The 16,496-nt window shown below is 37.1% G+C and carries 10 protein-coding genes and 3 tRNA genes; 10 read left to right on the forward strand and 3 right to left on the reverse strand.

The window, feature by feature from the left end:
• Positions 1-18: 18 nt before the first annotated feature.
• The 9 genes from tuf to recC all read left to right on the forward strand — a co-directional run bounded on the left by tuf (position 19) and on the right by recC (position 11,335).
• On the forward strand, positions 19-1,203 hold the full coding sequence (tuf, locus tag ACXPAV_RS11955; protein WP_065231733.1) for an elongation factor Tu: 1,185 nt from the start codon (positions 19-21) through the stop codon (positions 1,201-1,203).
• A gap of 187 nt (positions 1,204-1,390) precedes the next feature.
• Positions 1,391-3,403 (forward strand): DNA helicase Rep, encoded by a 2,013-nt coding sequence (gene rep / locus ACXPAV_RS11960; RefSeq protein WP_458003597.1) that lies wholly within the window; start codon positions 1,391-1,393, stop codon positions 3,401-3,403.
• 134 nt (positions 3,404-3,537) lie between these two features.
• Positions 3,538-3,627 (forward strand) — tRNA-Ser (locus tag ACXPAV_RS11965).
• A 10-nt stretch (positions 3,628-3,637) separates the two neighbouring features.
• Positions 3,638-3,714: transfer RNA gene (locus tag ACXPAV_RS11970), tRNA-Arg, on the forward strand.
• A gap of 65 nt (positions 3,715-3,779) precedes the next feature.
• Positions 3,780-3,856: transfer RNA gene (locus ACXPAV_RS11975), tRNA-Arg, on the forward strand.
• Positions 3,857-4,052: 196 nt separating this feature from the next.
• Complete coding sequence (gene efeO / locus ACXPAV_RS11980) at positions 4,053-4,871, forward strand: iron uptake system protein EfeO (protein ID WP_039150053.1); 819 nt, start codon at positions 4,053-4,055, stop codon at positions 4,869-4,871.
• A 68-nt stretch (positions 4,872-4,939) separates the two neighbouring features.
• Positions 4,940-6,184, forward strand: a complete 1,245-nt coding sequence (gene efeB / locus ACXPAV_RS11985) for an iron uptake transporter deferrochelatase/peroxidase subunit (RefSeq protein ID WP_458003598.1) — start codon at positions 4,940-4,942, stop codon at positions 6,182-6,184.
• A gap of 5 nt (positions 6,185-6,189) precedes the next feature.
• A complete protein-coding gene (locus tag ACXPAV_RS11990; RefSeq protein ID WP_458003599.1) occupies positions 6,190-7,902 on the forward strand; it encodes an FTR1 family iron permease in 1,713 nt (570 codons plus the stop codon).
• 79 nt (positions 7,903-7,981) lie between these two features.
• The gene (gene recC / locus ACXPAV_RS11995; RefSeq protein WP_458003600.1) at positions 7,982-11,335 is read left to right on the forward strand and encodes an exodeoxyribonuclease V subunit gamma; all 3,354 of its coding nucleotides are present in this window, start codon (positions 7,982-7,984) and stop codon (positions 11,333-11,335) included.
• Between the two features lie 80 nt (positions 11,336-11,415).
• Here the strand turns inward: recC and ilvC are convergent, their stop codons facing one another.
• A complete protein-coding gene (gene ilvC, locus ACXPAV_RS12000) occupies positions 11,416-12,891 on the reverse strand; it encodes a ketol-acid reductoisomerase (protein WP_039082575.1) in 1,476 nt (491 codons plus the stop codon).
• A 142-nt stretch (positions 12,892-13,033) separates the two neighbouring features.
• On the opposite strand from ilvC, the gene ilvY reads away from it, so the two are divergent.
• On the forward strand, positions 13,034-13,915 hold the full coding sequence (gene ilvY, locus ACXPAV_RS12005) for an HTH-type transcriptional activator IlvY (protein ID WP_458003601.1): 882 nt from the start codon (positions 13,034-13,036) through the stop codon (positions 13,913-13,915).
• Between the two features lie 54 nt (positions 13,916-13,969).
• On the opposite strand, the gene araH is transcribed toward ilvY, so the two are convergent.
• On the reverse strand, positions 13,970-14,947 hold the full coding sequence (araH, locus tag ACXPAV_RS12010) for an L-arabinose ABC transporter permease AraH (RefSeq protein WP_039174608.1): 978 nt from the start codon (positions 14,945-14,947) through the stop codon (positions 13,970-13,972).
• Positions 14,948-14,970: 23 nt separating this feature from the next.
• Complete coding sequence (gene araG / locus ACXPAV_RS12015; protein WP_039174606.1) at positions 14,971-16,473, reverse strand: L-arabinose ABC transporter ATP-binding protein AraG; 1,503 nt, start codon at positions 16,471-16,473, stop codon at positions 14,971-14,973.
• Positions 16,474-16,496: the final 23 nt, after the last annotated feature.

Here is a 16,496-nt window from a genome sequence, read left to right on the forward strand (position 1 = left end):
TTAAAAAAGGAAATTATCGTGTCTAAAGAAAAATTTGAACGTACAAAACCGCACGTAAACGTGGGTACAATCGGCCACGTTGACCATGGTAAAACAACTTTAACCGCAGCCATCACAACCGTATTAGCAAAACACTACGGTGGTGCAGCTCGTGCATTTGACCAAATAGATAATGCGCCAGAAGAAAAAGCGCGTGGTATCACCATCAACACCTCACACGTTGAATACGATACTCCAACTCGTCACTATGCACACGTTGACTGTCCGGGACACGCCGACTATGTAAAAAATATGATTACCGGTGCGGCGCAAATGGACGGAGCGATTCTAGTAGTAGCAGCGACAGACGGTCCAATGCCACAAACTCGTGAACACATCTTATTAGGACGCCAAGTAGGTGTACCATACATCATCGTATTCTTAAACAAATGCGATATGGTAGATGACGAAGAGTTATTAGAATTAGTAGAAATGGAAGTTCGTGAACTTCTATCACAATATGATTTCCCAGGTGATGATACTCCAATCGTACGTGGTTCAGCATTAAAAGCCTTAGAAGGTGATGCCGCGTGGGAAGAAAAAATTCTTGAATTAGCAAACTACTTGGATACATACATTCCTGAACCGGAACGTGCAGTAGACCAACCGTTCTTGTTACCAATTGAAGACGTATTCTCAATTTCAGGTCGTGGTACTGTAGTAACAGGACGTGTAGAACGCGGTGTTATTCGTACAGGTGAAGAAGTAGAAATCGTAGGTATCAAAGAAACTACGAAAACGACTGTAACTGGTGTAGAAATGTTCCGTAAATTACTTGACGAAGGTCGTGCAGGTGAAAACATCGGTGCATTATTACGTGGTACAAAACGTGAAGAAATCGAACGTGGTCAAGTATTAGCAAAACCGGGTTCAATCACTCCACACACAGATTTTGAATCAGAAGTTTACGTATTATCAAAAGAAGAAGGTGGACGTCACACACCATTCTTCAAAGGTTATCGTCCACAGTTCTATTTCCGTACAACTGACGTAACTGGAACAATCGAGTTACCGGAAGGCGTAGAAATGGTAATGCCAGGAGATAACGTGAAGATGACAGTAAGCTTAATCCACCCGATTGCGATGGATCAAGGTTTACGTTTTGCGATCCGTGAAGGTGGCCGTACAGTAGGTGCCGGCGTGGTAGCGAAAATCATCAAATAATTAGATTTGACAATAGAGAGTAATTTGAAACCCGTCTTCTAGGCGGGTTTTTTTATTAAGAAAATTAAGGATATAACGCCATATTATATTGGTTTATTTTGTTTTAGAATTGCATACTATTTAGGTTATATTACTTATTAAGATAACAATTTTTATCAATTATAAAGTTAAATTAATAGAATTACTGATGAAATTAAATCAACAACAGCAACAGGCCGTAACAACTATTGACACTCCTTGTCTTGTTCTTGCTGGGGCAGGTTCAGGGAAAACACGAGTTATCATTAATAAAATTGCTTATTTGATAGAACATTGTAACTATTCCCCCACTAAAATTGCTGCGGTTACTTTTACTAATAAGGCAGCACGAGAAATGAAAGAGCGTGTGGCGCATTCTATTGGTATGAAAAAGAGTAAAGGATTAACGGTTTGTACGTTTCATACATTAGGCTTTGATTTTGTCAAAAAAGAACATCAGGCTTTATCTTTTAAGTCAAGCATTACTTTATTTGATGAACACGATCAGTTGGCACTACTAAAAGAGTTGACCAAAATTTCCTTGCAAGCGGATAAAGACAAATTAAATCAATTAGTTAATTATATTTCTTTATGTAAAAATAATTTGATCTTGCCGAATGAGGCGATGAAATTAGCTAAAAATGAAGTTGAACATCTATTTGCATCATATTATCAGCAATATATGGCGCAAATTCAGGCTTTGAATGCAGTAGATTTTGATGATTTGATTATGTTACCAACGTTGGTGTTGCGTACTAATGATACGATTAGAGAAAAATGGCAAGAAAAGATTCAATATTTATTAGTTGATGAGTATCAGGATACTAATACTAGCCAGTATGAATTGATCAAATTGCTTGTTGGTAAAGCGGCAAAATTTACAGTGGTTGGTGATGATGATCAATCTATTTATTCTTGGAGAGGTGCTAATCCGGAAAATATTGTTCGTTTGAGGGACGATTTTCCGACATTGTCAGTGATTAAATTAGAACAAAATTATCGTTCTACACAACGTATTTTACATTGTGCCAATATATTAATTGATAATAATGATCATATTTTTTCTAAGCGATTGTTTTCTAATTTAGGAACTGGGAATTTATTGCAAGTTATTGAAGCGCAAAATGAAGAACACGAGGCAGAACGTGTTGTGGCGGAGTTGATGTCTCACCGGTTTTTAAATAAAACAGCTTATCGAGATTATGCAATTTTATATAGAGGGAATCATCAATCACGTTTGTTAGAAAAAACCTTAATGCAAAATAGAATTCCTTATAAAATTTCAGGAGGGACATCTTTTTTCTCGCGTGTTGAAATTAAGGATATTATGGCGTATTTGCGACTGTTGGTAAATCAAGATGATGATGCGGCCTTTATTCGTATTATCAATACGCCAAGACGAGAAATTGGATCAGCAACCTTAGAAAAATTAGGACTGTTAGCAAAAGAGAAACATTGTTCGTTATTTGAAGCAATTTTTGATTTTGAGTTATTGCAACGAGTAACAGCAAAAGCTTATACAGCATTGCAAGATTTTGCGGAATGGGTGGTCAAGGCTTCAGATGAAGTAGTGAGAGGAGAGGCGCAAGAAGCAATTAAAGCAATGTTCTCCCATATTCAATATGAAAATTATCTTTATGAACAGGCTTCAAATCCCAAAGTTGCAGAGATACAAACTAAAAATGTAGCAACTTTATTGCAATGGGTTGATAGTATGCTGCAAGGAGATGAATTTAACGAGCCACTAACTTTATCACAGGCAGTATTACGTTTAACCCTACGTGATATGATGGAGCGTAGCGAGAATGAGGAAGAAGGGGATCAAGTACAATTGATGACATTACACGCTTCTAAAGGTTTAGAGTTTCCTTATGTCTATTTAATTGGAATGGAAGAAGGGATCTTACCTCATCAAAATTCAATTGATGATGATAATATTGAAGAAGAACGTCGTCTCGCTTATGTTGGAATTACTCGAGCACAAAAAGAGTTAACCTTTTCTTGTTGTAAAAGACGCAAACAGATGGGAGAGCTAGTAAAAATGGAGCCTAGCCGATTTTTATTAGAGTTACCACAAGATTATTTGCAATGGGAAAGAGATAAAGCACCATTAACAGAAGTTGAGAAAAAACAAAAGCAACAGGCAGGTTTTGCACGATTGAAAGCTTTGTTAGAGGATTAAATATAGGTATTGAGTTGGTTATAAATTAGATATTTTGATGATAATCTACGCAACCAATCCTAAAATAGAGCTCATTTGAAAAAAAGCGTTGACTTATTTTTTAAAATCCATATTATAGCGACTCAACCGAATGAGGTGAGATGGCCGAGAGGCTGAAGGCGCACCCCTGCTAAGGGTGTATAGGGGAAACTCTATCGAGGGTTCGAATCCCTCTCTCACCGCCATTTATTCGACGCATCCGTAGCTCAGCTGGATAGAGTACTCGGCTACGAACCGAGCGGTCAGAGGTTCGAATCCTCTCGGATGCGCCATTTACTCGCTACTCTAGAGTAATTAAAGAATGAGTGTTATAATCGGCAAATCAAAAATTATCTGCGCACCCGTAGCTCAGCTGGATAGAGTACTCGGCTACGAACCGAGCGGTCAAAGGTTCGAATCCTTTCGGGTGCGCCATTTCATTTCTTAATTTCAAATGTTTCATATCATTTCTAATTGAAAAATTTTTCTTCATAGCAGTTTCTTTTAATTCAAAAATGCCTTTATCCAAAGAACTATTTATTTTTAATTTTTTATTGACATTAATTCCTATTTACAATAAGTTATCCAAAAATATGCAATTTATTCTCATTTATATTTTAAGGGGTAATTTATGTTCCAATTGAAAAAATTAGTGCTTGCTACATTGATTTCATCAACCGTTTTATTTTCTCAAGCAGCTGTTGCAGCGCCAGTGGATTTATCACAAGAAACTAAGCAATATCAGACATTTGTCATAGAACAAATTGATGAATTGGTTAAAGGTACAGAGCAATTTGTAGCTGCTTTAAAAACAGGTAAGGTTGAAGAGGCGAAAAAACTGTATCCATTAGTCAGAATGTATTACGAGCGTTCAGAACCTATCGCTGAAAGTTTTGGTGATTTAGATCCACGCATTGATGCACGTGAAGCAGATTTGGAAGAAAATCAAATTTGGAGTGGTTTCCATAAAATTGAAAAGATTTTATGGACAGAAAATACCACTAAAGGAACAGAACAAATTGCCGATCAATTATTAAATGATGTCAAAGAGTTGCGTGCTAAAGTGCCGACTGTAGAAGTTACCGGCGATTTAATGGTTCAAGGCGCAGTTGATTTATTAAATGAGGTCTCTACCAGCAAGATTACTGGCGAAGAAGAAATTTTCTCACATACCGATCTTTATGATTTTAAAGCTAATGTTGAAGGTGCAGAAAAAATTTATCAAATTTTGAGAGCAAAATTAGCTCAGAAGGATGAAAAGTTGGTAAAAGAGTTGGATAAACAGTTTGCGAATGTAAATGCCTTATTAGATAAATACAGAGTTGGTGAAAATGGCTATAAAGCCTATACCGAGTTGTCTAAACAGGATACGCGTGAATTAGCTGAAGCTGTGAATAAACTTGGCGAACCGCTTGCACATATGGGTGTCATTCTTGATGAAAGTAATTAATTTTAACTAATTTTTTCTTAACCACTGCGTTAATCTGCAGTGGTTTTTCCTTTTTGAAGGGGGAGCAAATGAAAAGCAATGATTTAACAGTACAACGACCAACAAATAATCTACGCCGTCAATTTTTAAAAAGATCAGGTTTAATGCTTGGTGGCAGTTTAATCGGTTCGGGATTAAGTATGAGTGTAGCGGCAGATGATAATCATTCTGTCGCTGAAAAACACTGTCTTTCTGATATTACTTACCCATTTTATGGAGAACACCAACAAGGAATCATTACACCACAACAGACTTATGTCTATTTTTTGGTGTTGGATTTAGCAACCGAAAGTCTTGATGAAGTAAGAGAAGTATTCAAAACTTGGACAACCTATGCAGCACGTCTAACGCAAGGCAAAAATGTAAAAGAATATGCTAAAAATCATTTTGTACCGCCGGCGGATACCGGAGAAGCGGATGATCTTTCTGCGTATGGTTTGACGCTTACTTTCGGAGTTTCACCATCATTTTTGCAGAAGTTAGGCTTGCAGGATAAAGCGCCGAAAGCGTTGAAAGATCTGCCGTTATTTCCACGCGATCAGCTGAAAGAGGAGTTTAGTGGCGGTGATATTTGTATTCAATCTTGTGCCAATGATGCACAAGTGGCTTTTCACGCTGTGCGTCAATTAGTCAGAGTGGCTCGCTCTAATGTAACGATGAAATGGAGTCAAGCAGGTTTTATTTCGGCGGATAAACCAACCGATACCCCTCGTAACTTGTTTGGTTTTAAAGATGGTACGGCTAATGCTAATACCGTTAAAGATCTCAATGGGCAAGTGTGGATAGATCAGCCTGACTGGTTGAAAGGGGGGAGTTATTTGATTGTGCGTAAGATTGTGATGCATTTAGAGACTTGGGATAGAACCAGTTATAAAGAACAAGAACGTACTTTTGGTCGTCACCGTATTTCAGGTGCGCCGATTGGCGAAAAAGAGGAATTTGCACCATTGGATCTGGATAAACTTAATCATCACGGTAAACCAATGATTCCGGACGATTCACATTCTGCATTGGCTCATAAAACCGGAAAACAGATGTTACGTCGAGCTTATTCTTATTCAGATGGCATTAATCCTCGTACCGGACAGTTTGACAGTGGTCTGCTTTTTATTTGCTATCAAAAAGATCCGGAACAGTTCATTACTATCCAAAATGCATTAGGTAATGTTGATCGTTTGAATGAATATATTACACATATCGGTAGTGGGCTATTTGCTTGTTTTGGTGGCGTGAAAGAAGGTGAATTTATTGGGCAAGCACTGTTAGGAGCTTAAATAAAATGAAAATAAGAGGAGTCATAAAATATCTGTGGCTGTTTTTTAGTTTAATTTTTTTCTGCTCTCTACCGGCAACAGCTGAACAAAAGATAAATCTTAGCCCGTTATTTATCCAACTTTCTGATGCAATGAGTGCAGTGAAAGAAAATAATACATTGCAAGCAAAGCAAGATTTAAATGCGATTCAAGAGCAATTTATTGCGATTGAACAACATAACTCTTCAGCAGGCAAAAATGTATTGTTGAGTCTGTCTGATGCATTGAATAACACCGATATTGAGCATTTAAATCAGCTTTCAGTCGCCTTATTAGCATTTGATAAAGAGCAACATCCTTTAGATATTGCTCAACAAAAGCAACGCTTTAAAAAACGGATTGTGCCAGCATTTGAACATTGGCAACAAGTGGTGACAGAAAATAAATTGTCGCCGGATATTGAACAGTTAAAGCAACAGTATCGCCTATTTAATGGTATTTGGACTAAAAATGAGCGTTTAGTGCGTGATGTTGATATGGTGTATTACGGCAAAATTGAAACGGCGTTGGCGCTATTACGTGTGGCGATAGAAACCGAACCGTTGGATTATCAACGGATTGAAAGTAATACTGCAAAAATTGCGACTCAATTTGATGATTTTGTCAGTGGCAAAAAAGCGGAAGCAGTTATCACCAACTATCAATTAAATGATGGTATTAATCTGTTGCGAGAGGGATTACAAGCCTTTGAACAGCAAGATAATGCAACGGCGCAGGGAAAATTAACCACCTTTATTGAGATTTGGCCGAGTATTGAAGGGGAGGTCAGCACCAGAAATGGTTCGTTATATAGTAAGGTGGAGAGCCAAGTGCCGGTGATTTTGGCTAAAGGCAGTGAAGCTAAATATCAAACGGAGTTAAAGCAGATTATTACGCAACTGGCTGAAATTAATCCTTCTGCTGGTTACAGTGCTATAGATGCAATGCTGATTTTATTACGTGAAGGTTTGGAAGCACTATTGGTGGTAATGGCATTAGTAAGTGCGTTACGTGTTGCCAATCGTCCTCAAGGTTATAAATGGGTTTGGAGTGGTGTGATAAGCGGTTTAGTGCTTAGCCTAGTGGCGGCTTTTGCCTTACACCGACTATTCCCAAGTGCCAGCTCGGGAACAAACCGAGAAATTATTGAAGGGGCAGTCGGTATTGTTGCTGTTTTGATGATTTTAACTATCGGTGCGTGGCTACATAGCAAATCATCGTTAAATGCGTGGCAGGCATATATTAAAAAACATATGAACAAAGCACTGACGACAGGCAGTTTTATCTCGTTATTTGCATTGAGTTTTCTGTCAGTATTCAGAGAAGGTGCGGAAACCATTTTGTTCTATGTCGGTATTTTGCCGAATATCAGCACAGAATCTTTTGCCTTTGGAGTTGGTATGGCGGTGATTTTATTGGCGATATTGGCGGTGGTGATTTTAAAAAGTTCAGTTAAATTGCCTGTGCCGACAATGTTCAAGATTTTAACTTGGGTATTGTATATTTTAGGTTTCAAGATTCTGGGTGTCAGCGTTCATGCGTTACAACTTACAGCGGTTTTACCGATAACGATTATTGATATTTTACCAAATATTGAATGGCTAGGATTTTATGCCACATCACAAACTATCATTGCACAATTAGTTTATATCGCATTGATTTTATTGTTGCAAAGATGGTTAAAACGACAGAATGTTTGATCCGTTTTTAAATAATGTCAGGGGAAGATTGTAATGATTTTCCCCTTTTCTTTTTTAGAATCATTGAGTTTCAGCTACAATGCGAATTAAAAAATTGTGGGATAAGTGGGATAAGAAAATGTTTACCGTCTATTACGCCAATCAGCTTGAAAATCAAAAACATCTGTTAGTTCGATTATTGGAAGTGCAACCATTACAGGATCCATTTGCCGAAAATGTGATTTTGGTGCAAAGCCCTGGAATGGCGCAATGGTTACAACTTCAGTTAGCAGAACATTTTTCTATCGCAGCTAATTTTGCTTTTCCAATGCCGTCATCATTTATTTGGAAATTGTATAAACAGAATATTGCAGAGATCAATGAACAAAACCCATTTAATAAATCGGCTATGGTTTGGCGTTTGATGCGTATTATTCCGTCATTATTACATTTACCGGCGTTTTCGCGTTTGAATGATTATTTAGGTGGTACACCTGAGCAAAATAAATTGTTTCATTTAGCAGAAAAAATTGCTGATCTTTTTGACCAATATTTGGTTTATCGCCCGGAGTGGATTAATCAATGGCAAACAGCAGATTGGAAACAGATGACGACAAGTTTTGTTCAACAATTATCGCCTCGCTTTAAGCCTATTGCGGATAATATTATGAATGATATTGGTTGGCAGGTGCTGTTATGGCAGGCATTGGTGGCGGATATTCAACAGCATTATCCTGAACAGCAGATATGGCATCGAGCCAATCTATATCAAACTTTTTTGGAGCAATTACAGCAAGGATATTGTCCGAAAAATTTGCCAACACGTATTATTGTGTTTGGTATTTCAGCAATGCCACCAATGTTTTTGTCCATTTTGTCTGCATTGAGTCAACATATTGATGTCCATCTCTTTTTTAATAGCCCAAGTCGTTATTATTGGGGGGATTTGATTGATCACCGTTATCTAGAAAAATTAAGGCAAAAAATTCAATTAGATAGCAAAGAAATTCAAACACCTTATGACGAAACTTTAGCCGTAGGAAATCCATTATTAGCATCGTGGGGTAAATTAGGACGGGATTTTCTTTATCAATTAACTCAGCTGGAACTAAATGATATTGAGGTGTATAACGCACCTGAAGGTGGACAACTGTTGCAACAGCTACAACGACAAATTCTAGATTTAACGTCAACAGAATCTACCAAATTGCAGTATCAAGAGGGCGATAATTCAATAACACTGCACGTATGCCATAGCCCAATGCGTGAAGTGGAAGTGCTACGTGATAATCTGCTGGCAATGTTTGAGCAAGATCCGACATTGACACCAAAAGATATTGTGGTGATGGTGGCGGACATTGATCGCTATACACCTTATATTCAGGCGGTTTTTTCGCAATATCAAGAAGAGGATAAACGTTATATCCCGTTTTCTATTTCGGATAGAAAGGTGACGGAAAGTGATGTGTTGATAGCAACTTTCTTACAACTGTTTACACTAAAAGAATCGCGTTTTTCCAGCGATATTGTGCTCTCGATATTAGATGTGCCGGCAATTCGTCAACGTTTTGAGATAGATTTGAATGAATTGCAGACTATTCGAGATTGGGTAGTGCAATCCGGCATTCGTTTTGGTTTGGACAAGTATGATCAGGAGCTGGTACCGAATTATAATGCTTGGCAAAATGGTATTGAGAGAATATTATTGGGTTATGCGTTTAAGAGTGAATCCGGTATTTGGCAAGATGCTATCGGCTTTGATTATAGTGAGGGATTACAAGGAAAATTAGCTGGGAAGTTGGCTCATTTCTTTCAAGCTTTACAACAGTGGCAACAAAAAGTAAGCAATAATTTAATGGCAGAGGAGTGGAGAACAGAGATTCTTCAATTAATAGATACTTTATTTGACACTACTGAACAGCCAATGGTTATTGCATTGTTGAAGCAAACTGTTCATCAAGTGATTGATATTATTAATGAAACAGATTATCCACAGACTATTGAAGCGGAAATTATTGGTGAATTATTACAACAAAAACTCAATGAACAGGATAACAGTCTGCATTTCCTTTTAGGCAAACTGAATTTTTGTACTTTATTACCAATGCGAGCTATTCCGTTTAAGGTGATTTGCTTGTTAGGAATGAATGATGTTGATTTTCCACGACAATTGCCAAGCAACAGCTTTGATCTTATGCAGTATCAAACACAAAAAGGGGATCGTTCACGGCGAGAAGATGATTGTTATCTCTTTTTGGAAGCGCTATTGTCAGCACGGCAAAAACTCTATATCAGTTATGTTGGTTACTCAATTGTGGATAATACAGAATATGAACCCTCTGTGTTAGTTAATCAGTTATGGGATTATATTGCTGATCATTTATCACATTCGGATGATCTGGCTAACTTACGATTTAGCTATCCAATGACGGTATTCAGTGAGAATAATTTTTTAGCACCTCACTTTTCCTATGCGCAAGAATGGCTACCAATAGCACGATCACAGCAGCAAAGACAGCATCAAATGATAGAGTTTGATCAGATGTTATTACAAAAAGAGAACAGTAGTCATCAAATCACAATTGAGATCGATGAATTGCAACAATTTGTTATTGCGCCAATTAAATATTTTTTTGAACAACGCTTGGGGGTTTATCTAAATGAAAATGAACAAGAGCGAGTTGAAAGTGAAGTGTTTGAATTGACACCACTTATGCAATATCAATTGAAACAACGTCTATTCCAAAACGAACCAAAAAATGGAACATTAGAATTTGAAAAAGCAAAACGAGAGGGAATATTACCACGAGCAGAATTTGCTTTTTTGCAACAAGCGGAATTAGAAGAAAGCTGTCGTCTATTGTGGCAGGAAACGGAACAGTATCGCCAACAACCAGCAGATTCTGTAATGGTAGATTTAACGTTTGAGCTTGATGAGCAAGAGGTTAGATTGCAAGGTCAGATTGACAATAATTACCAGCAGCAGTATGTCGATTGGCGCATTGGTAAAATTCGTGATCAGGATGTTCTCAAATTATGGCTGAATCACCTTATTTTATCAGCGATGGGGCAGGCAACAGACAGTCGATTTATTGGCATAAATAAAGGCAATATAGAGACAACGACTTTTTCTGCTATCGATCAAAACAAGGCAATGGCACAAGTTGCGATTTATTTACAGGATTTCTTGCAGGCACAAGGGCAAATCTGTATTTTGCCGACAACAGACTTCCAGCAATATCAAAAGTTGTTTGCAGAGGAAAACAGTGGAGAAGAACAGTTATATCGCCAATTAATGAAACAGCAGAGCGGCAATGAGTTTGATAAATCTCAACCATATTGGCATCGGTTATTGGTTCAGACTAAAAATTTGGATTATACAGCCATTAAGCAACGTTTTACTGATTGGTTTGCACAAATGTTGGAACAACTTGAAGATAATGCAACATCATAGCAAGTTGCGGCTGTAAAATGACGCATAAAAAAGCACCGCGATGATTGCTCACAGCGGTGTCTTTTTATACAAAAAATTGATTAAGCAACAATAATACGTTTCATATCTTTCATATAACCACGTAATTTTTGTCCTACTTTTTCAATAGGATGATTGCGGATTGCTTCGTTCACATCACGCAAAGTAATATTATCAATTTCAACAGTTGGGGTTGGTTCGCCCAAATCACCTTTTTGTAATTGAGGAACTAATTTTTCACGCATAATTGGTGTTGCCGCATTTGCGAATAAATAGTTACCATATTCTGCGGTGTCTGAAATGACCACGTTCATTTCGTATAAACGTTTACGCGCTATAGTGTTAGCGATTAACGGCAATTCGTGAAGAGATTCGTAGTAAGCAGACTCTTCAATGATACCACTTGAAACCATAGTATCGAATGCCAATTCCACGCCGGCTTTTGCCATTGCAATCATTAACACACCATTATCGAAGTATTCTTGCTCTTTGATTTTGCCTTCATATTTAGGCGCATTTTCAAAGGCGGATTTACCGGTTTCTTCACGCCAGGTCAATAATTTTTTATCGCCGTTTGCCCAATCTTCCATCATCACACGAGAGAATTCACCACTGATAATATCATCCATATGTTTTTGGAATAATGGGGTAAGCATTGCTTTAATCTGTTCTGAAAGTTCAAATGCACGCAATTTTGCACTGTTGGATAGACGATCCATCATTAAAGTGATACCGCCAAGTTTTAATGCTTCAGTGATGGTTTCCCAACCGAATTGAACTAATTGTGCTGCATAGGCAGGATCTTTACCATCAGCTACCAATTTGTCATAACAAATTAATGAGCCGGCTTGTAACATACCGCAAAGGATGGTTTGTTCGCCCATTAAGTCGGATTTTACTTCAGCAACAAATGAAGATTCCAATACGCCGGCACGATGACCACCGGTTGCCGCTGCCCAAGCTTTAGCAATTGCCATACCTTCGCCTTTAGGATCATTTTCAGGGTGAACAGCGATCAAAGTCGGAACACCGAAACCGCGCTTATACTCTTCACGCACTTCAGTACCTGGACATTTAGGTGCAACCATCACCACAGTAATATCTGGACGAATTTGTTCACCGACCTCAACAATATTTAAACCGTGTGAATAACCCAAAGCAGATCCTTGTTTCATTAGTGGCATTACTGCTTGAACAACATTGCTGTGTTGTTTATCCGGAGTTAAGTTAATTACCAAATCCGCTTGTGGAATTAATTCTTCATAACTACCGACAACAAAACCATTTTCTGACGCACGCTGGAATGAAGCGCGTTTTTCGGCAATCGCCTCTTTACGTAACGCATAGCTAATATCCAAACCGGAATCGCGCATATTTAAACCTTGGTTTAAGCCTTGTGCCCCACAACCTACGATAACGATTTTTTTACCTTTAAGAAAGTTGGCTTCATCGGCGAATTCGCTGCGATCCATAAAACGGCAGCGACCTAATTGATCTAATTTTTGACGTAAATTCAAAGTATTGAAGTAGTTTGCCATAATTGCTCCTGAATAAGGGGTTTACTAGTAATGAATAAATTCAGTATACGTCTTTTTTTTATTGCGTAAATTGATATTATTAAAATTAGTGATTGCAAATATTGAAATTATTGTAACTTTTAATTTAAATTTGGAATGAAATATGGATTTGCAACAAATCAAATTATTCTTACATCTTTGTGAAAGTAAAAATTTTGCCAGAACTGCCGCAGTGAATTACCTCAGTCCTTCGACACTTTCCCGACAAATTCAACGTTTAGAACAGGAAATCGGTAAACCATTGTTTTGGCGAGATAATCGTTCAGTGGAATTAACGCCGATTGGGGAACGTTTTCGCCAATTTGCGGAAAAAACACAGCAGGATTGGCGGATTTTTCTACAAAATATTCAACCGGATAATCACGATCTCTCAGGAGAAATTCGTTTGTTTTGTTCCGTTACTGCAAGTTACAGCCATTTACCGGAAATTTTGACGCAATTTCGTCAACAATATCCGAAAGTAGAAATTCAACTTACAACTGGAGATCCGGCATTAGCCGTACAACAGGTGCAGAGTCGACAGGCAGATTTAGCGATAGCTGGAGAGCCGGAACAGTTGCCGGAGAATCTCATTTTTCATCAAATAGATTCATTACCATTTTCGTTAATTGCGCCCAAGGTAGCTTGTGTTGCCAATCAATTATTACAACAAACACCTATTCCGTGGCAGGAGATTCCATTTATTGTGCCGGCTGAAGGACCTGCTAGAAAGAAAATTGAGCAATGGTTTCAGCAAAAAGGAATAAAACATCCGAAAATTTATGCCACTGTTGCCGGACACGAGGGAATTGTGCCGATGGTGGCAATGGGATTTGGTTTAGCTTTGCTGCCTGATGTAGTTATTGCTCATAATCTGATGAATACTCAGATTACCTATCTTAATATTGAACCGGAAATTGCTCGTTTATCTTTAGGTATTTGTGTTAATCGAAAAAATTTACAAAATCCAGTGGTGAATGCCTTTTGGCAAAGTTTGATAAAATAAAGAAAGGTCTACTTTAATCGTAAACCTTTCTTATATTAAGAACTTATATGAAGGTCAGCTTTTGATGAAGATGTTTTTATATTTATCAAAAATGACAGCAATAATTAAGATTAAACCGCGGATAACATATTGTGAAAATGGAGAGACATTAAGTAGGTTCATCGCATTTTCTACAGTGCCTAAAATAAGAACACCAGCGACTAAATATGAAACTTTTGCAATTCCGCCATTTAATGAAACTCCACCTAGGACACAAGCAGAAATAGCGGTTAACTCAAAACCAATGGATGTCATAGGTTGTCCACTCGTCATACGTGCAGCGAGTACTACTCCGGCTATCGCAGCCATCAAACCAGAGATAGTAAAGATAATAATTTTATATTTAGTGACATTAATTCCTGCTAATCTAGCAGCTTCTTCATTACCACCAATGGCAAGAACATTTCGACCAAATAAAGTTTTATTTAATATAATAGAGAAAATAATAAATGCAATAACAGTTAGCCAAATAGGAACAGGAATACCTAAAATATTAGTGTTACCGAGTGCAAAGAAACTTTCTTCTTTAATTCCGACAGCAATACCATCGGAGATAATATATCCAAAACCGCGTGCAATTTGCATAGTGGCAAGTGTAGTAATAAAGGCATTAATATTAAGTTTTGCAACAATAAAACCATTGATTAAACCAAAGATAATTCCCATGCCGATACCTGCTATGCAACCAATTAGGACATTTCCAGTTGCATTGATGATAACGGCACAAACAACGCCGGAACAAGCAATAACAGAAGCAACAGATAAGTCAAATGCACCAGCTGCTAGACAAAGCATCATTCCACAACCAACTAAACCGCTCATAGATATTGCTAATCCTAAACCTTTCATATTAACGAAAGAGGAAAAATTAGGGATAAATAATACACAAATAATAAAAATAATAGCAAAAATAGAGAGCATTCCAAATCTATCCCAAAAACGAGATAAGTTAAAACTACGAGAATTGGAGCGCATAATAGTTTTGGTAGTCATAAATTCTTCTCCTCAAAAAATACTTAGTTTTGATTTAGCATTGCATATCTGAGTGCAGCTTCTTCACTGAATTGTTCTCTAGATAATTCACCAGTTATTGCTCCTCCTTTCATAATTAATAATCGATCGGATAATCCTAATATTTCAGGCAAATCACTAGAAATAATGATGACACAGACGCCTTTATTAGCAAGTTCATAGATGAATTGGTAGATTTCTGATTTAGCACCAATATCAATCCCTCTTGTTGGCTCGTCTAAAATAATCACTTTTGTGTTGAGAGATAGCCAGCGCCCTAAAATTACTTTTTGTTGGTTACCGCCAGATAAATTACCGATAAGTTGATATTCTGAAGGTGTTTTGATGCGTAATGCTGCAATCTGTTTTTTTGCATTGCTATCTTCCCACTCTTCTTGAATGAAAATATTTAAACTTAGATGATTAGGTCTTGCACTGACGTTAATATTTTCCTTGACAGAAAGAATTGGCACAATTCCACAAGCTTTACGATCTTCTGGGCAATATGTAATCCCGTAATTGATAGCATGTTGAGGACTATTGATATTTAATTTTTTATTTTCAAAAAAGATTTCTCCTTTTTGTTTTGGATCTACTCCAAAAATTAGTCGACATAGTTCAGTACGCCCAGCTCCAACTAGACCAAACAATCCTAGAATCTCCCCTTTTTGGACAGAAAAAGAAATTTCTGAAGAGAGTTTTTCTCCTTTAATCTGCTTAACAGCCAATCCAGTACCTTGATATTGGCGAGGAGAATAATGGTAAATATCGTTAATATTCCTACCAACCATAAGACTGACTAATTTTTCATTAGTTAGTTGATGTATATCATATTCTGTTTTGACATGGGTTCCATCTTTAAAAATGGTAATGGCATCACATAATGAGAAAATTTCTTCCATTCTGTGAGAAACATACAAAATAATACAGCCATTATCACGAAGTTCTCTAATTACTTTGAATAAGTTTTGTATTTCTCTATTTGATAAACTACTGGTCGGCTCATCAAAAGCAATAATTTGTGCTTTTCTGCTTAATGCTTTTGCTATTTCCACCATTTGTCTTTGCCCAATAGATAATTCTTTTAGTGGAGTATCTGGTGGAATAGTTTCGCCTAAGCGTTGTAAGATTTGTTTTGCATTATAGTTTAAAGTTTTTTTATCAACACAACCATTTCTTATAGGAAATTGTCCTAAATAAATATTTTCAGCTACGGTAAGTTCGGGAATAAGATTTAACTCTTGATAGATAATTGCAATTCTATTTTTTAAAGCTCTAGCAGTATTATTATTTATGATTGGAATATTATTTAGTCTTAATTCACCTTCATCAGGTTGATATAAACCACTTAATATTTTTAGTAAAGTTGATTTCCCGGCTCCATTTTCTCCCATGAGTGCATGTATGCTTCCTGCTTTTACATCAAACGTAATATTAGATAAAGCTTTTACTCCAGGAAATATTTTGCTTATTTTATGAAAAGTCAATAGATTGATTTTGTCATTCATACTTCCTCCTAATACTCTATTCT

The sequence above is a fragment of the Gallibacterium sp. ZY190522 genome (assembly GCF_054166015.1).

Excerpts from the sequence above, each read along its gene's own strand:
- ACXPAV_RS11990 (WP_458003599.1), top strand. The coding sequence starts at position 6,190 with ATGAAAATAAGAGGAGTCATAAAATATCTGTGGCTGTTTTTTAGTTTA.
- ilvC (WP_039082575.1), bottom strand. The coding sequence starts at position 12,891 with ATGGCAAACTACTTCAATACTTTGAATTTACGTCAAAAATTAGATCAA.
- recC (WP_458003600.1), top strand. The coding sequence starts at position 7,982 with ATGCGAATTAAAAAATTGTGGGATAAGTGGGATAAGAAAATGTTTACC.
- araH (WP_039174608.1), bottom strand. The coding sequence starts at position 14,947 with ATGACTACCAAAACTATTATGCGCTCCAATTCTCGTAGTTTTAACTTA.
- efeO (WP_039150053.1), top strand. The coding sequence starts at position 4,053 with ATGTTCCAATTGAAAAAATTAGTGCTTGCTACATTGATTTCATCAACC.
- efeB (WP_458003598.1), top strand. The coding sequence starts at position 4,940 with ATGAAAAGCAATGATTTAACAGTACAACGACCAACAAATAATCTACGC.
- rep (WP_458003597.1), top strand. The coding sequence starts at position 1,391 with ATGAAATTAAATCAACAACAGCAACAGGCCGTAACAACTATTGACACT.
- araG (WP_039174606.1), bottom strand. The coding sequence starts at position 16,473 with ATGAATGACAAAATCAATCTATTGACTTTTCATAAAATAAGCAAAATA.
- ilvY (WP_458003601.1), top strand. The coding sequence starts at position 13,034 with ATGGATTTGCAACAAATCAAATTATTCTTACATCTTTGTGAAAGTAAA.